This window comes from Nocardioides sp. NPDC059952 (assembly GCF_042730435.1).
Classification (GTDB): Bacteria; Actinomycetota; Actinomycetes; order Propionibacteriales; family Nocardioidaceae; genus Nocardioides.
This window is the reverse complement of sequence record NZ_JBHWLY010000072.1, coordinates 1-17,634: the sequence shown is the minus strand read 5'-3', so window position 1 is coordinate 17,634 and position 17,634 is coordinate 1. Positions and strand designations below refer to the sequence as shown.

The following is a 17,634-nucleotide window of genomic DNA, read 5'->3' as shown; positions in this document are numbered from 1 at the left end:
CCCCTAGGAGGACCCGGCATGGCCGACCCTGCACGCGTACGCATCGCCCTTCTGTCCACCTCGGACACCGACCTGCTCTCGGCTCGTGCCAGCGGCGCCGACTACGCCTGGGCCAACCCGTCGCGGGCGACCGACCTCGAGGCCGTCGTCGCCGGGGCCGATCTGGTCGTGTTCCGGCTCCTCGGCTCGCCGACCGACCTGTGGGACGGGCTGAGGGCGGTCAAGGAGCGCGGCACCCCGGTGGTCGTCCTCGGCGGCGAGCAGCAGCCGAGCGCCGAGCTGATGGAGCACTCCACGGTCCCGATGGGTGTCGCCGCGGAGGCACACCGCTATCTCGCCGAGGGCGGACCGACGAACCTCGCCCAGCTGCACGCGTTCCTCTCCGACACGGTGCTGCTGACCGGGTTCGGGTTCGAGCCGCCGGCGGAGGTGCCCGCCTGGGGGTTCGCGGAGCGGGTTGTGAACCCCAGCGTGGCCCATGGGTCACTCTCAGCTTCACAACTCCCCCGGATCGGGGTGCTCTACTACCGCGCCCACGAGACCAGCGGGAACACCGCGTTCGCACATGCGCTGGCCGATGCCATCGACGCGACCGGAGCGGCCACCGGCGTACCCGTCTTCGCGGGCTCGCTCCGTTCTGCCCCCGACGACCTCTATGAGGCGCTCGGCACCCTGGACGCGCTGATCGTGACCGTGCTCGCGGCCGGCGGCTCGGTCCCCGCCTCGGCGAGCGCCGGCGGCGAGGACGAGGCCTGGGACGTGGAGCGGATGGCGGCGCTCGACATCCCGGTGCTGCAGGGCCTGTGCCTGACCAGCTCGCGCGCGGAGTGGGAGGCCTCCGACGACGGCGTCACGCCCCTCGACTCGGCCAACCAGATCGCGATCCCCGAGTTCGACGGGCGGATCATCACCGCGCCGTTCTCGTTCAAGGAGCTCGACGAGCAGGGTCTCCCCCACTACGTCGCCGACCCCGAGCGCACGGCGCGAGTGGCCAGGATCGCGGTCAACCACGCCCGGCTGCGGCACACCCCCAACGCCGAGAAGCGCCTGGCGCTCGTCCTCTCCGCCTACCCGACCAAGCACGCCCGCATCGGCAACGCGGTCGGCCTCGACACCCCGGTCTCCGCGATCCGGATGCTCCGTCGCCTCCGCGAGGAGGGCTATGACCTGGGGACCGACAACGAGGTCGTACGACTCCTCGACGGGGTTGACGACACCGCTGCCGGCGATGCGCTGATCCACGCGCTGATCGCCGCGGGCGGTCAGGACGAGGAGTGGCTGACCAACGCGCAGCTGACCGACGCCCACGTCCGGATCTCGAAGTCCGAATACGACGAGTGGACCGCCGATCTCCCAGCTGACCTGCGCGAACAGATGGTCGAGACCTGGGGGCCGACGCCGGGCAACCTGTTCGTCAACGACGACGGCGAGCTCGTCCTGGCCACCCTCCAGGCGGGCAACATCGTCATCCTGATCCAGCCGCCGCGCGGGTTCGGCGAGAACCCGGTGGCGATCTACCACGACCCGGACCTTCCTCCGTCGCACCACTACCTGGGCGCCTACCGCTGGCTGGAGAACGGCTTCCGCGCCGACGCCGTCGTCCATCTCGGCAAGCACGGCTCGATGGAGTGGCTGCCCGGCAAGAACGCCGCGCTCTCGGCGTCCTGCGGCCCGGACGCGGCCATCGGCAACATGCCGCTGATCTACCCGTTCCTGGTCAACGACCCCGGCGAGGGCGCCCAGGCCAAGCGCCGTGCGCACGCCACGATCATCGACCACCTGGTGCCGCCGATGGCACGCGCGGAGTCCTACGGCGACATCGCGCGGCTGGAGTCGCTGATGGAGGAGTACGACCGGATCTCCTCCATGGACCCCGCCAAGCTGCCCGCCATCCGTGGCGAGATCTGGCAGCTGATGAAGGCCGCCGAGCTCCACCGCGACCTCGGCATGGAGGAGCGGCCCGAGGACGACGACTTCGACGACTTCATGCTCCACATCGACGGCTGGCTCTGCGAGATCAAGGACGCCCAGATCCGCGACGGGCTGCATGTGCTCGGTGCCGCGCCGGCGGGTGAGGCGCGGGTCAACCTGGTGCTCTCGATCCTGCGCGCCTCGCAGGTCTGGGGCGGTGTCGGCGGTGCCGTGGCCGGCCTGCGGGCGGCGCTCGGGCTCAAGGAGGGCGCCGACACCCGCGCTGTCGACGAGATCGAGACACAGGCTCGCGGCCTGGTGGAGCGGATGGACGCGGCCGGCTGGGACCCGGCGGTCGCCGGCACCCTCCACGACGACCCGGCCGTGCAGCAGGTGCTCGTCTTCGCCGCCGAGCAGGTGGTGCCGCGGCTGAACGGGACGACCGACGAGCTGTCCGCGATCCTGCACGCGCTGGACGGTGGCTTCGTCCCCGCGGGGCCCTCGGGCTCGCCGCTGCGAGGGCTCGTCAACGTACTTCCGACCGGGCGCAACTTCTACACCGTCGACCCGCGCGCGGTCCCGAGCCGGCTGGCGTGGCAGACCGGGCAGGCGATGGCCGACTCGCTGCTGCAGCGCTACCTGGACGAGACCGGCGACTACCCGACATCGGTCGGGCTCTCCGTCTGGGGCACCTCCGCGATGCGTACGTCCGGCGACGACGTCGCCGAGGTGCTCGCACTGCTCGGGGTGCGGCCGGAGTGGGACGAGGCGTCGCGCCGCATCACCCACCTCGACGTCATCTCGCTCGCCGAGCTCGGCAGGCCGCGGATCGACGTGACCGTACGCATCTCCGGGTTCTTCCGCGACGCGTTCCCGCACGTCGTCTCGATGCTCGACGACGCGGTCCGGATGGTGGCCGACCTCGACGAGCCGGCCGCGGACAACTTCGTCCGCGCGCACACGCTGGAGGACCTGGCCGAGCACGGCGACCAGCGCCGCGCGACGGCCCGCATCTTCGGCTCCAAGCCCGGCTCGTACGGTGCCGGGATCCTGCAGGTGATCGAGGCCGGCAACTGGCGCTCCGACCAGGACCTGGCCGAGGTCTATACGTCCTGGGGCGGCTTCGCCTACGGCCGCGATCTCGACGGCGCCCCGGCGGCCGACGACATGCGCACCAACTACCGCCGGATCAAGGTCGCCGCCAAGAACGTCGACTCCGCCGAGCACGACATCGCCGACTCCGACGACTACTTCCAGTACCACGGCGGCATGGTCGCCACCGTCCGCGCGCTGACCGGCAGCGAGCCGAAGGCGTACGTCGGCGACTCCACCTCCCCCGACGCCATCAAGACCCGCACGCTGCAGGAGGAGACCAACCGCGTCTTCCGCGCCCGGGTGGTCAACCCGCGCTGGATCTCGGCGATGCAGCGCCACGGCTACAAGGGCGCCTTCGAGCTGGCCGCGACCGTCGACTACCTCTTCGGCTTCGACGCGACCGCCGGCGTGGTGCAGGACTGGATGTACGAGAAGCTCGCCCGCGAGTACGTCCTGGACGAGACCAACCAGGAGTTCATGCGATCCTCGAACCCGTGGGCGCTGCGCGGGATCGTGGAGCGGCTGCACGAGGCGGCCGAGCGGGGGCTGTGGGAGGAGCCCGACCCCGAGCTCGTCGCGCAGATGCAGGAGATCTATCTCGACATCGAAGGGGACCTGGAGGAAGGCCAATGACATCTTCTGGGCAGCGCACGATCAAGATCATCGGCGTCGGTCCCGGCGACCCCGACCAGGTCACCCTCGAGGCCGTCGCCGCGATGCGGTCGGTCGACTACTTCCTGGTCACCGACAAGTCGGGCACGGTCAAGAAGGGCATGCCCGACCCGCTGGTGCGGGCCCGCGAGGAGCTGCTCGACCGCCACCTCGACCAGCCGGCCCGGGTGGTGAAGGTCGCCGACGCGCCCCGCGAGCGGCGCGAGGAGTTCACCGGGACCGACGAGGACTACCAGGCGGCCGTCAGGGAGTGGCACCGCGCCCGCGTCGAGCGCTATCTCGCGGTCCTCGCCGAGCACCCCGGCGACGTCGGCTTCCTGGTCTGGGGTGACCCGGCCTTCTACGACTCCACGATCCGGGTCGTCGACCAGATCGCCGCGCAGCTCGACGTCGAGGTCGACGTGATCCCCGGGATCTCCTCGGTGCAGCTGCTGGCCGCGCGCCACCGCCTCGTGCTCCACGACGTTGGGCGGCCGCTCTACGTCACCACCGGCCGCGCGGTGCTCGAGGCCGTCGAGGCCGGGCACGACAACCTCGTGGTGATGCTCAACCGCGTCGTCGACCTCCCCGGGCTCGAGGACTGGCGGATCTGGTGGGGCGGCAACCTCGGCACCCGTGAGGAGGAGCTGGTCGCGGGGGTGGTCGGAGAGGTCCTTCCGGCGATCGAGTCGGCTCGGGCACGGTTGCGCGAGACGTCCGGCTGGGTGATGGACATCTACCTGCTGCGAGCACCCCGCCGATGAGCGGTCTGCTCGTCGCCGGCACCACCTCCGACGCCGGAAAGTCCGTCGTGACGACCGGGCTGTGCCGGGCCTTCGCCCGCCGCGGCGTCAAGGTGGCGCCCTACAAGGCCCAGAACATGTCCAACAACTCGATGGTCTGCGCCGCGCCCGACGGGACGACGGCGGAGATCGGGCGCGCGCAGTGGGTGCAGGCGCGCGCCGCGCGGGTCGCGCCGGAGCCGGCGATGAACCCGGTGCTGCTCAAGCCCGGCTCCGACCGCCGCAGCCACGTCGTGCTGATGGGGCATCCCGCGGGTGAGGTGTCCTCGCACGACTGGGAGGCGGGGCGCCGGCACCTGGCGACCGCGGCCCATGCTGCGTACGACGATCTGGCCTCGCGCTTCGACGTGATCGTCGCGGAGGGCGCCGGGAGTCCGGCCGAGATCAACCTGCGGGCCGGGGACTACGTGAACATGGGGCTGGCCCGGCACGCCGGGCTGCCGACCATCATCGTGGGTGACATCGACCGGGGCGGGGTGTTCGCGGCGATGTACGGCACCCTGGCCCTCCTCGAGCCCGAGGACCAGGCTCTGATCAGCGGTTTTGTGATCAACAAGTTCCGCGGTGACGCCGGACTGCTCAAGCCTGGCCTCGACTCGCTGGAGTCGCTCACCGAGCGTCCTGTCTTCGGCGTGCTGCCCTGGGAGCCGTCGCTCTGGCTCGACTCCGAGGACGCGCTCGACCTCGACGGGCGGCGGGCGGGAGCCGGTGCCACCCGCAAGGTGGCGGTCGTACGGCTCCCCCGGATCTCCAACTTCACCGACGTCGACGCGCTCGGGCTGGAACCGGACCTCGACGTGGTCTTCGCCTCCTCGCCGGCCGACGTCGCCGATGCCGACCTGGTCGTCCTGCCCGGCACCCGGTCCACGATCAGCGACCTGGCCTGGCTCCGCTCGCGCGGCCTCGACGTAGCCCTGACCGAGCACGTACGCCGCGGCCGCCCGCTCCTCGGGATCTGCGGTGGCTTCCAGATGCTCGGCGGCGTGATCGCCGATCCCGACGGGGTCGAGGGGTCGGTCGCCGAGGTCGAGGGGCTGGGCCTGCTCGACGTACGCACCGACTTCACCCCCGCCAAGAACCTCCGCCTGCCCACCGGGTCGGCGCTCGGGGTCGGGGCGAGCGGCTACGAGATCCACCACGGCCGAATCACCCGGGGTGACGGGGTCTCGGAGTTCCTGGGTGGCGCGCGAGCCGGGCAGGTCTTCGGCACGATGTGGCACGGCAGCCTGGAGGGCGACGCCCTGCGCGGCGCTCTCCTCGAAGCAACGCTGGGACGCGAGCCGTCCGACGTCTCTTTCCCGGCCGCGCGTGAGCGCCGCCTCAACCTGATCGGCGACCTCGTCGAGAAGCACCTCGACATCGACGCCCTGCTCGACCTCGCCGTCTCCCCCGTCGGTCGAGCCGACTCCGCTCCCGCTGGTCGAGCCGGCTCCGCTCCCGCTGGTCGAGCCGGCTCCGCTCTCGCTGGTCGAGCCGACGTCGTGAGGGACGAACGACGTCGTGTCGAGACCAACACGGTCCCATCGAGCGCGACAGCGGACCGTGTTGGTCTCGACACGCCTCCGCCTAGCGGCTCCGGCGGCTCGACCAGCGGGGGCAACGGCAACGGCTCGACCAGCGGGGGGACCCGATGAGGCTGCTGATCCTGGGCGGGACCGGGGAGGCGCGGGACCTGGCGGCGCGGCTGCTCGAGGAGGGTGTGGAGGTGACCTCCTCGCTGGCCGGGCGGGTGGCGAGGCCTCGGCTGCCGGTCGGCGAGGTGCGGATCGGGGGGTTCGGCGGGGTCGAGGGCCTGAGGGGGGCCCTCGACCACTTCGACGCGGTCATCGACGCGACGCATCCGTTCGCGCGCGGGATGTCGGCCAACGCGGCGGCCGCCTGCGCGCAGACCGGGCATCCGTTGCTCCGGCTGGAGCGTCCCGGCTGGCCGGCGGACCCGTCCTGGGCCTACGTCGACACCCACGACCAGGCGGCCACGCTCGCCGCCGGCCTCGGGAAGCGTCCGTTCATCACGGTCGGACGCCAGGAGCTCGCCAGGTTCGTCCCGGCACTCGCCGGACACCAGGCCCTCGCCCGCGTGGTCGACCGGCCCGACCTCGACCTCCCCGAAGCCTGGACCCTGCTGACCAGCCGTGGCCCCTACGAGATCGAGGGCGAGCTCGCGCTGATGCGCGAGCACGGGACGGACGTACTCATCACCAAGGACTCCGGCGGCACCTTCACCTGGCCGAAGATGGCCGCGGCGGCCGAGCTCGGGGTGAGCGTCGTGGTCGTCCGCCGCCCGGCCGGAGAGGACGGCGTCCGCACGGTCGACGACGTCGCCGAGGCGGTCTCCTGGGTGCGGAGCCTCGGATGACACACCGCGTCGTCGTCGGGATGTCGGTGACCGACGTCGACCGCCGCGAGGACCTGCTCGCCTGGGCCCGCGAGCTCGACGCGAGCCTTGCGTTTCTGCAGATGGGCGACCCGTCGCTCTCCCGCGAGCTGACCCGCCTGGCCGACGAGGGCGCCGGGACCATCGCCCTGGCCGGGGTCAGCCTCGGCCCGCTCGCTCCGGGCCACTCCTGGCTGCGCCGGATCGCCGCTCACTGGTGGCGCGAGCGCGCCGGCACCCGCCCCGAGTTGCAGATCGCGACCCGCCTGGCCACCACGCGCGAGGAGCTCGCCGAGGCGCTGACCGACTCGCTGGCCGAGACCCGGCCGATCACCGGCACCGAGCCCGGGCTCACCTCGCCCGCCTGGGAGCGGGTCCCCGACCACGTACGTCAGGTGCTGATCTGCCGCGGTCCGCGCTGCACCGCGAAGGGCTCGGAGGAGACCGCCAGGGCGGTGATCCTGGGTGCGATGGAGGCCGGTCTCGGCGACGACGACCTGCTGATCACCCACACCGGCTGCCAGTTCCCGTGCAACCAGGCGCCGGTGCTCAGCGTCCAGCCCGACGATGTCTGGTACGGCAACGTGGAAGCGGCCGCCGCCCGGGTGATCGTGCGTGATCACCTGGCCGACGGCCGCCCCGTGGAGACCTACCGCCTCCCTCGCTGAGCCGCTCAGAGGCTGGCGGCGAGGGCCTTTCGCTCCGCGACAGCGCGCTCTGCCGCGTAGAGACGAATGACCAGGCCGGTCAGCGCCACTCCGAGCACGCCCCACATCGTGGCGAGCGTGATCAGCGAGGCCCGACGGAAGAACCACAGCGTGTCGGCCGGGAAGTCCCCGACCTCGTTGACCGTCGTGAACAGCTGCCCGGCGACGACCATGACGACCAGGTAGGCCGCGATCGCGCCGACCACGGCGAGGTAGGTGCCGAACCGCCCACGCAGCCGCACGGCGGCGTACGTCACGACCACCGCCGCCACGACCGAGAGGGCCTGGAAGGCGAAGTAGACCGCGGTGCGTACCCCGATGGTGTCTCCGCTGCCCACCGCCGGTGGGGTCGCCGGATATTTGAGGAACGGCACCAGGGCGACCGCGACGAACCCGATCAGGGTGACGAGCGCCGTCGACTGTCCCGGCGTGAGCCGTCCCAGACGACCCAGCGTCGCGGCGGCGACCAGCCCGAGGATGCCGCCGAGCGCGACGCCGACCGCGAGGGTGCCGGTCAGCAGCCCCCAGGTGCTCTGGTTGGTGCGGGAGACCTCGGCGGCCTCCTCGCCACCCTCGCCACCCTCATCGCCTTCGGCGGCGTGCGAGTGCGAGTGCCCGTCGCCGCCCTCCTCCAGCGCGATGGCAGCACCGACCTGCGGCTCACCGACGGAGTACGCCACCAGGAAGGTGGCGACTCCGGCGAGGAGTCCAGCTAGCAGGCCGCGTACGAGAAATGCACGCGGGCTCATCAGTGGCAGGGGTAGCCGAGCAGGTGACGACCGTCGTGGACCCACTCGTGGATGAGCGTGCCGGACGGGATCGAGACCGCGCCCTGGTCGGCGCTGATGAAGAAGAGCACCAGGAGACCGAGCAGGCCGAAGAAGAGCGCCCAGGGGGCAAGCTCACGAAGCGAGATAGTGGGCAGATCGACGCCGGCGACGGGCGCCACAGCAGGCTGCGACATATGTCCTCCTCAGGGATGAATGCGTCCCTGTTCGTTGGGGTTGGACGGACAATCGGGTCTGACTCCACCGCCGAAGCGATGTCACAGTAGCGCGACTGTGCCGGAGTTCCACCGGCTTCCTCATGTCCGTTGCCAGCACTATAGCGGGATCTCAGCGGAGCCACTCGTTGCCGGTGAGACTGCTCAGCTCGGTGATGTCGAGCTCGGGCTCGATCCCGGACTCGGGCGCGAGCCCGAAGTGCTCGACCGAGCGGCGGACCCACTCGGCGGCGTCGATGTTGATCGGACCGGAGACCCACATCGCGTACGGCAGGTTCACGAACCGCTGCTCCTTGACCGCGGTCAGGTCGCGCGAGGCCGGGTGGGCCTGGAGGACCTTGACCTTCTCCTCGTAGGACTGGCCGGGGTAGTCCACGAAGTAGATGACGTCCGGGTCCGCGGCGGCGAGACGCTCCCAGCCGACCTCGGTCCAGGTGTCCTCCACGTCGGCGGTCGCGTTGGTCACCCCGGCGGTGTCGAAGATGGCCTGCGGAGCGCCGAAGGAGCCGGAGGTGAAGATCGCGTCGATGCCGGAGTCGAAGAGGAACGCGGTCGGCGCCTTCGCAAGGCTAGGCGCGCTCTCCAGGGCCTCGCGGCGCTCGTCGATGTCGGCCGCGACCTTCTTCGCCTCCGAGCCGTGGCCGGTCAGCTCACCGATGTTGAGCAGGTCGGTACGCAGCGCCGTCCAGGCCTCCATCGTGCCGCGGTCGCCGTCCTCCTGCCGGCAGGACTCACTGAGCAGGTAGGTCTCGATGCCGTGCTCCTCCACGGTCTCGGGCACCAGGTTGCGTGACTCGCTGAAGCCGTAGTTCCAGCCCGCGAACATCAGCTGCGGCTCGAGCGCCAGGACGGTCTCCAGGGTCGGCTGTTCGTCCCCGACGACCTTCAGCTCCCCGACCCGGTCCTTCGGGTAGGCCAGCTCGAGCAGCTCCTGGTCCCGGGCGATGCCGGTGACCGCGACGAGGTTCTCCCGGGCACCGACGGCCAGGGCGATGGAGATGATCCCGCCGTCGTACGCGTAGAGCTCGGTGACCGGCTCGTCGACGGTCACCTTCTCGCCACAGTTCTCGACGGTGATCGCGCCGTCGTTCTCCTGGGCCGCGGTGCCGACGCTGGTCTTCTCCGCCGCACCGCAGGAGGTGAGGATCGTCGAGCCGAGTGCCAGCGCGGCCAGGCAGGCGAGGCCGCCGCGACGTACGGGGATGGTCGGGAGAGAGGTCATGCCGAGTGGTCCTTCCGGGGGTGGATGAGCAGATGGGGCTGGTCCAGGTGCGGGTGGGGCACCTGGACGGAGCCGACGCCGAAGTGGAGATCGACGCGGATGGTGTCGAGCACCTCGGCCGGCGGCCCGTGGGCGACGACGGTCGCCGGGCCGCTGTCGGGATCGCTGCCCCGCGGCCGGCCGAGAACCGCCAGCTGGTCGAAGGAACGCAGCGCCAGGTCGAGGTCGTGGATCGTCGCGACCAGGGTCTCGGCCCGGTCGGCGACCGTCCGCAGCAGCCGCAGCTGCCAGGCGACGTCGAGATGGTTCGTGGGCTCGTCCAGGAGCATCACCGGGCTCTCCTGGGCGAGGCCGCGGGCGAGCACCGCCCGGCGCCGCTCGCCGCCGGAGAGGCGGTCGCAGGGGTCGTCGATACGGTCGGCCAGGCCGACGGCATCGAGCGCGGCCCGGACGATCTCGCGCTCCTGCCGTCCGCCTCGCGACCACGGCCGGGTGCGCGGCACCCGGCCCAGCGCCACCATCTCGCCGACGAGCAGCTCGGCCGAGGCGACCTCCTCCTGGGGGACGTACGCAAGCCGGCGGGCGCGTTCGCGCGAGCCGATCCGGGAGATCTCCTGGAGCCGACCGGAGTCGTCGGCGAGCTGGGCCTGCCCCGTGCTCGGCCGCAGTACGCCGGCCAGGATGCGCAGCAGCGTCGACTTCCCCACCCCGTTCACGCCCACGATCCCGAGGCTGGTCCCCGCAGGTACGTCGAGGTCGACATCGCGCAGCACCTCACGCTCGCCCAAACGGGCCCCGACCCCGCGCAGCCGCAGCACCGGCCCCGCGCCGCCGCGCCCACTCATCGAGCACCGCCGAACCGGTAGCGGCTCCGGCCCATCAGCAGCAGGAAGAGCGGTGCACCGACGACGCCGGTGACCACCCCCAGCGGGATCTCCTGCGGTCGGGCCACCATCCGCGCGAGCACGTCGACCCACAGCAGGAAGAGCCCGCCGCCCAGCGCCGCGACCGGGAGCACCACCCGGTGCCGGGCCCCGACGAGCAGCCTGGCGGCGTGCGGCACGATCAGGCCGACGAACCCGATCCCGCCGCTCACCGCGACCAGCACCCCGACCAGCACCGAGAGGCCGACGAACAGGGTGCCGCGCAGCGCCGCGACGTTGACGCCGAGCGCTGCCGCGGTCTCCGGCCCGGCGGCGAGCGCGTCCAGCCACCGGTGCAGCGCCAGCATCCCGGCGGCAAGCACGAGACCGACGACCGCAGGCACCCACAGCTTCTCCCAGCTGGCGCCGCCGACGCTGCCGAGCATCCAGAACATCACCGAGTTCGCGGCCCGCGGGTCGTCGCTGGCGAAGACCAGGAAGGAGGCGATCGCGGAGAGCCCCGAGGAGAGCACCACCCCGGAGAGCACCAGCCGGATCGGGGTCAGTCCGCCCTGCGCGGTCGCCACCAGCCAGACCAGCAGCGCTGCCCCGATCGCCCCGAGCAGGGCACCGGTCGAGACCGCGTAGATCCCGAAGCCGACCAGGGCGCCGGTGGTGATCGCCGCCGTCGCCCCCACGGCTGCACCGGAGCTGATGCCGAGCAGGAACGGGTCGGCCAGCGGGTTGCGTACCAGGGTCTGCATGCCGGCGCCGGCGACGGCCAGCCCGGCGCCCACGACGAGCGCCATCAGCGCGCGCGGCAGCCGCAGCTCCCACACGATCACGTCCCATCTCCCGGTGGCCTCCCCCTCGAGCCGGTCGGTGACCGTGGCGACGACCTCGGTCAGCGGGATGTGCTCGGAGCCGAACGCCAGGGACGCCACCACGCTCAGCGCCGAGGCGAGCAGCAACCCGGCCACCAGCGGTAGGAACGGGACGCGTCGCCTCCCGGCACGAGCACGGGCGCGATCACGGGCACGGTCTTCCACGGCGGTCGGCCTCTCAGGTCCTCTGGACCCTGGTCGCGAGGGCCGTGACGTACATCTGAGCCGACAGGTTTTCGGACTCGGGTTCACCCGGCGAGGCCGCCTTCCCAGGGACTCGTCCCCAGTGGCTTCTCAGCATCGCCGTCGCCCTCACCGCTGCGCGCCAGTCCCGGATTCACACCGGAGTTCCCTGGCATCCGTCAGGATGCGTTCGACTCGGCGCCGAGGCTAGCACGGGTCGTCGAACCGGTGCCGGGGATGTTTCCGACGACACGGCGAAGCACAAGATCTAGGAAGTTGCATTGGTGTAATTCCCGCATATAGTGGTCCTCGCAGCTGGTTCTCCTTCCTCGGCGACGGGGCGGGAGAGGCAAGAGGGAACCCGGTGTGAGTCCGGGACTGCCCCGCAGCGGTGAGTGGGAACGACCGCCGTCACGAAGCACTGGGAGCAAGCCATGCCCCTGGGAAGCGACGGCCACTAGGACCGAGCACGATGACGCCCACGAGTCCGAAGACCTGCCAGTGCCCACCTCATGGTGGGGTCCGCGACCTCGAGGGAAGGTCAGGGGATCGAGCGCGTACGACGCCGTCCTCTCCTGCCCCGGCACGGATGCACGAGACATCCAGCGGGCCGCGGGGCTCGCCTGAACAAGGGGGCATGGGGCTTGATCGACACCGAGGGTCTACCGATCCGCACGGAGAAGTCGGCGTACGTCTTCGACTATCCGATGGCCGAGGACCTGGCCAAGAAGCAGCGGAGCATCTTCTGGACGGCCGAGGAGATCCCGGTCGAGAACGACAAGCAGGACTTCCTGGTCAACATGACCGACGCCGAGCAGGCCGCGGTCAAGACGACGCTGAAGCTGTTCACCATCTACGAGCTGATCCTCGGCGGCGAGGTGTGGGGCGACCGGCTCTTCCACTCCTTCCCGCGGCCTGAGGTCCAGATGATGACCAACGCCTTCTCGTTCGCCGAGCTGAACATGCACGCGCCGTTCTACGCCAAGCTCAACAAGACCCTGATGATCGACACCGAGGAGTTCTACGACTCCTACAAGAACGACCCGGTGCTGGCCGAGCGGATCGCCTTCGTGTGGGACGCGATCGCCGACGAGGACCTGCTCTACGCGCTGAGCGTCTTCACGCTGATGGAGAACTGCGTCCTCTACTCCAACTTCGCCTTCCTCAAGCACTTCCAGTCCGGCGGGAAGAACCTGCTGCAGAACGTGATCAGCGGCATCAACTTCTCCGCCCGCGACGAGAACCTGCACGCCACCGGCGGCGCCTGGCTGTTCAACACCACCCTGGACGAGTACGCCGCCACCGTCCCGGCCGACAAGTTCGAGGCCGAGCGCTCCGACCTGTTCGAGCGCGTCCGCGGCGTCGCCGAGCACCTCTACGCCCACGAGGCCCGGATCGTCGAGATGCTCTTCGCCCACGGGCCCATCACCGGCATCGACCAGGCCGACCTGGAGGCCTTCGTGAAGTCCCGGGTCGACATGACGCTGGAGAACATGCGGATGGAGCCGCTGTTCAGGGTCGAGGACAACCCGATCGCCGAGTGGTTCTACAGCGGCATCAACGGCACCCAGTTCCACGACTTCTTCCAGGTCACCGGCAACGAATACAACCGCAACATCGGCGAGACGGAGTTCAGCTTCTAATGAGTAACAGCCTGATGAGTGACAACAGCTGGGAAGCACTCTCTGCCGAGCGCAAGGCGCTGCAGGCTTCGGGCACCGTGCCCGCCTTCATGACCACCGCGGGCTACGCGATGTTCAAGGCCAAGTACACCGTGGCCGACCAGAGCGTCCGGGAGCGCTACGAGACCATCGCGGCCACCGCCGGCGACCTCGCCGACGAGATGTACCCCCGCGAGGACGGCGTCTCCTGGCAGGAGCCGTTCTTCGAGGCGATCTGGAACGGCTGGCTCTCGCCGTCGACGCCGGTGCTCTCCAACCTGGGCACCGACCGCGGCCTGCCGGTCTCGTGCGAGGGCTCCTACGTGGAGGACTCGGTGTGGGGCTTCTACGAGACCCTCAAGGAGGCCGCGATCCTGTCGCAGAACGGGTTCGGCACCTCGGCGTACCTCGGCGACGTCCGGCCCCGGGGCGCGAAGTTCTCAGACAACGGCAAGGCCAACGGCGTGGTCCCGGTCTTCTGCAACTTCGTGGAGATGACCAACCAGATCAGCCAGGGCGCCACCCGGCGCGGCTCCTGGGCGGGCTACCTGCCGGTGGACCACCCGGACTTCTACGAGCTCGCCGACCTGATCTTCCGCGAGCCGGCCAACAAGAACATCGGCTGGATCTTCAGCCAGGCGTTCATCGACCGGATGCTGGCCGGCGACAAGGACGCGCTCGAGCGCTACCAGCGGGTGCTGAAGATCCGGGTGGTGCTCGGCAAGGGCTACATCTGGAAGGTCGACACCGTCAACGCGGCCCAGACCGAGTCCTACAAGGCCAACGGGCTGGAGAACAAGGCCTCCAACCTGTGCTCGGAGATCACCCTCTTCTCCGACGAGGACCACTCCTACACCTGCGTGCTCTCCTCACTGAACCTCTCGACCTATGACGAGTGGAAGGACCAGGACACGGCGTACGTCGCGACCGTCTTCCTGGACGCGGTCGCCGAGGCGTTCCTGCGCAAGGCCCGCACGATCCGTGGTCTGGAGCGGGCCGTGCGCTACACCGAGAAGGCCCGCAGCCTGGGGCTCGGCGTGATGGGCTACCACGACTACCTGCAGAATCAGCGGGTGCCGTTCGAGTCCGACAAGGCGGCGGCGCTCAACAAGGACATCTTCGAGCACATCTCCGCGCGTGCCGACGCCGCGTCGCGGTGGATGGGCGCGGCCGCGGGCATCCCGGAGTGGTGCGTCGGGCGACGCAACTCCCACCTGATGGCGATCGCGCCGACGATGAGCACCGCGGTGATCGTCGGCGGCACCAGCCAGGGCATCGAGCCGTACGTCGCCAACGTCTGGAACCAGACCACCTCGGCCGGTGAGATGCCGCGAGCCAACCAGAACCTCGTCGAGGTGATGAAGGAGCGCGGCGTCTACGACCAGGAGCACATCTCCGACATCATCGACAACGGCGGTTCCGTGCAGCACGTCACCTGGCTCGACGAGCACGAGAAGGACGTCTTCAAGACCGGCTACGAGATCGACCAGGAGATCCTGCTCGCCCGGGCCTCGGACCGCCAGGCCTACATCGATCAGTCGCAGTCGCTGAACCTGTTCTTCCAGGCCGACGCGACACCTCAATACATCAGCAAGATCCACAAGCTCGCGCTGCTCGACCCGAACATCAAGAGCCTGTACTACCTGCGCTCGCGGGCCGGGATCCAGGCCAGCAAGCAGAACCGCACCAACTGACCCAGTTCGACGGAGAGGCATGAGCATGAACGAGAACCCGACCACCGAGGCCACCGACGCCATCGACGACCTGACCTGGGACGACTGGAGCGACGCCGCGGTCTGTGCGATCGAGAACGGCCCGGACTGCGAGGCCTGCGAAGGATGAGCGACCCGGCCCTCGGGCGGCCGACGCTGACCGTATGCCGCGGTTGCTGCTGCGGGTCCGAGCGGAAGTCGCCCGGGGTGGACCACGCGGCCGTGCTCACGACGCTGAACGCGGCGGCCGGGGAGTCGGCGACGGTACGCGTCGCCGACTGCCTCGGCCCGTGTGAGCGCGCCGATGTCGTGGTCGTCGGCCCCTCACCCGAGGGCCGGCAGCGCGGGGCGCGGCCGGTCTGGGTCGCCCGGGCCGGGTCGACCCGGGTCGCTGACGCCCTGGCCGAGTGGACCCGCGCCGGCGGGCCGGGCATCGCCGTTGCTCCGCCCGCGGTCCTGGCGCGGGCCTTCCGTCACGGGCGCTGAACGATGACGGCGTACGCCGCCGCGACCAGGGCCGCGCCGATGCCGACCCTGCGGGCCAGCGTGGTGGCACTGACGACGTCGGCGGGGGCGGCGTCGCGGCCGTCGCCCATCACCGCGCGGTGCTCGATCCGGTTGCCGTAATAGCGGTTCGTACCGCCGAGACGGATGTCGAGGGCGCCGGCGAAGGACGCCTCGACGACGCCGGCGTTCGGGCTCGGGTGCTGCGCGGCGTCGCGGCGCCAGGCCGTCCACGCCTGCTTCGCGCGCGAGGGCGCGGCGGCCAGGGTGAGCAGGCCGGAGAGCCGGGAGCCGGGCAGGTTGAGCAGGTCGTCGAGGCGGGCGCTGGCCCAGCCGAAGTGCTCGTAGCGGTCGTTGTGGTGCCCGACCATCGCGTCCAGGGTGTTGGCGGCTCGGTAGCCGAGCAGGCCGGGTACGCCCGCGACGGCACCCCACACCAGGGGCGCGACCACCGCGTCGGAGGTGTTCTCGGCGACGCTCTCGACGACGGCCCGGGAGACCTCGGAGGCGTCGAGCTCGTCGGTGTCGCGGCCGACGAGGTGGGTCAGCCGCTGCCGCGCGGCGGGGAGGTCACCGCGGTCGAGATGTTCGTGGACGGCGAGGGCCTCGCGCTCCAGCGAGCGGCCGCCCAGGACCGCCCAGGTGGCTGCCGCGGTCACCAGGGTCTTCCCGGCCCGGCCGGGAGCGAGCCGCTCCGCGGCGGCGCCGAGGGCGACCGCTCCGCCGACCAGGGTCGCGGTGTGGAGCACGCCGCGGGCCCGGTCGTCGGCGTACCACGTCTGTTCGGCCCGCATCGCGACCATGCCGAACCCGGCGACCGGGTGGTAGCGCCGTGGGTCGCCCAGCAGGCGGTCGAGCGCGAAGCCGGCGAGGATCCCGATCGCCCGCGGGCTCACCCTGCTCCCCTGGTCTTCCGCAGGGCGGCCAGGAGCTGGTCGGTCGGCTCCTGCGGGCGCACCGCGATCCGCACCCAGTCCGGGCCGAGCCCGGGGAAGGTGTCGGCGCGGCGTACGGCGATGCCCCGCTCGCGCAGGGCCTCACGGACCCCGGCGCCAGGGCGGGCCAGGACGAAGGAGGCGGTCGAGGCGACGTACTCGATCTCCTGGTCACGCAGGCCGGCCTCGAGGTGGCTGCGCCAGGCTGTGATCCGCTCGGCGCGCTCGCGGGCCTCGGCGCTCGCCCGCTCGGTCGCGCAGGCGAGCATCGCGGCGGCGGCGGTGGCCGAGACCGACCACGGGGTGCGTACCGCCTCCAGGTCGCTGATCGCGGTGGCGTCGCCGACGACGTAGCCCGCGCGGACCCCCGGGATCGACCAGTGCTTGGTGAGGCTGCGGATCACCAGCAGGCCCTCGGCGTGCTCGCCGGTGAGCGTCTCGGGCTCGCCGGGGACCGCGTCCATGAAGGCCTCGTCGACCACGACCAGCCGACCGGGTCGGAGGAGGGCGCGGAGGATCTCGGCGGGATGGAGTACGCCGGTGGGGTTGGTCGGGTTGCCGACGACGACCAGGTCCGCGTCCTCGGGCACCGCGGCCGGGTCGAGGGTGAACCCGTCCTCGTGGCGGAGGCGCACCTCGGTGACTCGGTGGCCCGCCTGCTCCAGCGCCGCGTGGGGCTCGGTGAACTGCGGGTGGACGACGACCGGTTTCCGCCACGTCCTGGCTCGCGCGACCAGCGTGAACGCCTCCGCCGCCCCCGCCGTCGGAAGGACCTCGTCGCGGTCGCGCCCGTGGTGCTTCGCCAGCGCCGCGCGCGCCGGCTCCTCGTCGGGATAGGCGGTCGACGCCAGCGACTCGTGGAGCGCCTGGTCCAGCCACCCCGGCCGCTCGCCCGGGTAGACGTTCACCGCGAAGTCGAGCAGCCCATCGCGAACCTCGACGTCCCCGTGGTGCCGCAGCGGATCAGCAACCCCGCTTTCTCCGCTGGTCGAGCCGCTTCCCCCGCTGGTCGAGCCGCTCCCCCCGCTGGTCGAGCCGCTCCCCCCGCTGGTCGAGCCGCCGGAGCCGCTAGGCGGAGGCGTGTCGAGACCAACACGGTCCCCTGTCGCGCTCGATGGGACCGTGT

Annotated in this window: 16 protein-coding genes and 3 riboswitches; of the genes, 9 read left to right on the top strand and 7 right to left on the bottom strand. The window is 71.2% G+C overall.

What is annotated here, in order from left to right; translation table 11 throughout:
• Nucleotides 1-18 precede the first annotated feature (18 nt).
• From cobN to ACFV9G_RS24355, 5 genes are read left to right on the top strand one after another with little or no spacing between them, the layout of a single operon-like run.
• Nucleotides 19-3,639 (top strand): cobaltochelatase subunit CobN, encoded by a 3,621-nt coding sequence (gene cobN / locus ACFV9G_RS24375; RefSeq protein ID WP_378730826.1) that lies wholly within the window; start codon nucleotides 19-21, stop codon nucleotides 3,637-3,639.
• Nucleotides 3,636-4,421, top strand: coding sequence for a precorrin-6A synthase (deacetylating) (gene cobF, locus ACFV9G_RS24370; RefSeq protein WP_378730824.1), 786 nt, complete (start codon nucleotides 3,636-3,638; stop codon nucleotides 4,419-4,421). Before cobN ends, cobF begins: the two co-directional genes overlap by 4 nt.
• Nucleotides 4,418-6,094 carry a cobyric acid synthase gene (locus tag ACFV9G_RS24365; RefSeq protein ID WP_378730823.1) on the top strand — a complete coding sequence of 559 codons (1,677 nt, stop codon included), beginning with the start codon at nucleotides 4,418-4,420 and terminating at the stop codon, nucleotides 6,092-6,094. Before cobF ends, ACFV9G_RS24365 begins: the two co-directional genes overlap by 4 nt.
• The gene (locus ACFV9G_RS24360) at nucleotides 6,091-6,816 is read left to right on the top strand and encodes a cobalt-precorrin-6A reductase (protein ID WP_378730820.1); all 726 of its coding nucleotides are present in this window, start codon (nucleotides 6,091-6,093) and stop codon (nucleotides 6,814-6,816) included. Before ACFV9G_RS24365 ends, ACFV9G_RS24360 begins: the two co-directional genes overlap by 4 nt.
• Nucleotides 6,813-7,502 (top strand): ferredoxin, encoded by a 690-nt coding sequence (locus ACFV9G_RS24355; RefSeq protein WP_378730818.1) that lies wholly within the window; start codon nucleotides 6,813-6,815, stop codon nucleotides 7,500-7,502. The genes ACFV9G_RS24360 and ACFV9G_RS24355 overlap by 4 nt, the downstream gene beginning before the upstream one ends.
• Before the next feature lie 5 nt (nucleotides 7,503-7,507).
• Here the strand turns inward: ACFV9G_RS24355 and ACFV9G_RS24350 are convergent, their stop codons facing one another.
• The 5 genes from ACFV9G_RS24350 to ACFV9G_RS24330 all read right to left on the bottom strand — a co-directional run bounded on the left by ACFV9G_RS24350 (nucleotide 7,508) and on the right by ACFV9G_RS24330 (nucleotide 11,612).
• Nucleotides 7,508-8,290 (bottom strand): CbtA family protein, encoded by a 783-nt coding sequence (locus ACFV9G_RS24350; RefSeq protein ID WP_378730816.1) that lies wholly within the window; start codon nucleotides 8,288-8,290, stop codon nucleotides 7,508-7,510.
• Nucleotides 8,290-8,505, bottom strand: a complete 216-nt coding sequence (locus ACFV9G_RS24345; RefSeq protein ID WP_378730814.1) for a CbtB-domain containing protein — start codon at nucleotides 8,503-8,505, stop codon at nucleotides 8,290-8,292. The genes ACFV9G_RS24350 and ACFV9G_RS24345 overlap by 1 nt, the downstream gene beginning before the upstream one ends.
• 33 nt (nucleotides 8,506-8,538) lie before the next feature.
• Nucleotides 8,539-8,673, bottom strand: a riboswitch (cobalamin riboswitch).
• Nucleotides 8,657-9,766: an ABC transporter substrate-binding protein gene (locus ACFV9G_RS24340; RefSeq protein WP_378730812.1), complete on the bottom strand. Its 1,110-nt coding sequence runs from the start codon at nucleotides 9,764-9,766 to the stop codon at nucleotides 8,657-8,659. It overlaps the preceding riboswitch by 17 nt.
• On the bottom strand, nucleotides 9,763-10,611 hold the full coding sequence (locus tag ACFV9G_RS24335; protein WP_378730810.1) for an ABC transporter ATP-binding protein: 849 nt from the start codon (nucleotides 10,609-10,611) through the stop codon (nucleotides 9,763-9,765). The genes ACFV9G_RS24340 and ACFV9G_RS24335 overlap by 4 nt, the downstream gene beginning before the upstream one ends.
• Nucleotides 10,608-11,612 carry a FecCD family ABC transporter permease gene (locus ACFV9G_RS24330; RefSeq protein WP_378730862.1) on the bottom strand — a complete coding sequence of 335 codons (1,005 nt, stop codon included), beginning with the start codon at nucleotides 11,610-11,612 and terminating at the stop codon, nucleotides 10,608-10,610. The genes ACFV9G_RS24335 and ACFV9G_RS24330 overlap by 4 nt, the downstream gene beginning before the upstream one ends.
• A 110-nt stretch (nucleotides 11,613-11,722) precedes the next feature.
• Nucleotides 11,723-11,911: riboswitch (cobalamin riboswitch) on the bottom strand.
• An 84-nt stretch (nucleotides 11,912-11,995) separates the two neighbouring features.
• Nucleotides 11,996-12,214: riboswitch (cobalamin riboswitch) on the top strand.
• 126 nt (nucleotides 12,215-12,340) lie between these two features.
• Between ACFV9G_RS24330 and ACFV9G_RS24325 the strand changes: the two genes are divergently transcribed.
• From ACFV9G_RS24325 to ACFV9G_RS24310, 4 genes are read left to right on the top strand one after another with little or no spacing between them, the layout of a single operon-like run.
• Nucleotides 12,341-13,339, top strand: coding sequence for a ribonucleotide-diphosphate reductase subunit beta (locus ACFV9G_RS24325; RefSeq protein WP_378730808.1), 999 nt, complete (start codon nucleotides 12,341-12,343; stop codon nucleotides 13,337-13,339).
• A 14-nt stretch (nucleotides 13,340-13,353) separates the two neighbouring features.
• Nucleotides 13,354-15,051: a ribonucleotide reductase N-terminal alpha domain-containing protein gene (locus ACFV9G_RS24320; RefSeq protein ID WP_378730806.1), complete on the top strand. Its 1,698-nt coding sequence runs from the start codon at nucleotides 13,354-13,356 to the stop codon at nucleotides 15,049-15,051.
• A 19-nt stretch (nucleotides 15,052-15,070) separates the two neighbouring features.
• Nucleotides 15,071-15,199 (top strand): hypothetical protein, encoded by a 129-nt coding sequence (locus ACFV9G_RS24315; protein WP_378730804.1) that lies wholly within the window; start codon nucleotides 15,071-15,073, stop codon nucleotides 15,197-15,199.
• Complete coding sequence (locus ACFV9G_RS24310) at nucleotides 15,196-15,555, top strand: (2Fe-2S) ferredoxin domain-containing protein (protein WP_378730802.1); 360 nt, start codon at nucleotides 15,196-15,198, stop codon at nucleotides 15,553-15,555. Before ACFV9G_RS24315 ends, ACFV9G_RS24310 begins: the two co-directional genes overlap by 4 nt.
• Here ACFV9G_RS24310 and ACFV9G_RS24305 read toward each other — a convergent pair.
• Nucleotides 15,543-16,469, bottom strand: coding sequence for a cobalamin biosynthesis protein (locus tag ACFV9G_RS24305; protein ID WP_378730800.1), 927 nt, complete (start codon nucleotides 16,467-16,469; stop codon nucleotides 15,543-15,545). The genes ACFV9G_RS24310 and ACFV9G_RS24305 overlap by 13 nt on opposite strands.
• On the bottom strand, nucleotides 16,466-17,634 hold a 1,169-nt coding region (gene cobC, locus ACFV9G_RS24300; protein WP_378730798.1), incomplete at its 5' end, for an Rv2231c family pyridoxal phosphate-dependent protein CobC. The genes cobC and ACFV9G_RS24305, both read right to left, overlap by 4 nt.

Coding starts and splice junctions, on each gene's coding strand:
- ACFV9G_RS24365 (WP_378730823.1), top strand. CDS start 4,418: ATGAGCGGTCTGCTCGTCGCCGGCACCACCTCCGACGCCGGAAAGTCC.
- cobF (WP_378730824.1), top strand. CDS start 3,636: ATGACATCTTCTGGGCAGCGCACGATCAAGATCATCGGCGTCGGTCCC.
- ACFV9G_RS24360 (WP_378730820.1), top strand. CDS start 6,091: ATGAGGCTGCTGATCCTGGGCGGGACCGGGGAGGCGCGGGACCTGGCG.
- ACFV9G_RS24310 (WP_378730802.1), top strand. CDS start 15,196: ATGAGCGACCCGGCCCTCGGGCGGCCGACGCTGACCGTATGCCGCGGT.
- ACFV9G_RS24335 (WP_378730810.1), bottom strand. CDS start 10,611: ATGAGTGGGCGCGGCGGCGCGGGGCCGGTGCTGCGGCTGCGCGGGGTC.
- ACFV9G_RS24345 (WP_378730814.1), bottom strand. CDS start 8,505: ATGTCGCAGCCTGCTGTGGCGCCCGTCGCCGGCGTCGATCTGCCCACT.
- ACFV9G_RS24355 (WP_378730818.1), top strand. CDS start 6,813: ATGACACACCGCGTCGTCGTCGGGATGTCGGTGACCGACGTCGACCGC.
- ACFV9G_RS24350 (WP_378730816.1), bottom strand. CDS start 8,290: ATGAGCCCGCGTGCATTTCTCGTACGCGGCCTGCTAGCTGGACTCCTC.
- ACFV9G_RS24320 (WP_378730806.1), top strand. CDS start 13,354: ATGAGTGACAACAGCTGGGAAGCACTCTCTGCCGAGCGCAAGGCGCTG.
- cobN (WP_378730826.1), top strand. CDS start 19: ATGGCCGACCCTGCACGCGTACGCATCGCCCTTCTGTCCACCTCGGAC.
- ACFV9G_RS24340 (WP_378730812.1), bottom strand. CDS start 9,766: ATGACCTCTCTCCCGACCATCCCCGTACGTCGCGGCGGCCTCGCCTGC.
- ACFV9G_RS24315 (WP_378730804.1), top strand. CDS start 15,071: ATGAGCATGAACGAGAACCCGACCACCGAGGCCACCGACGCCATCGAC.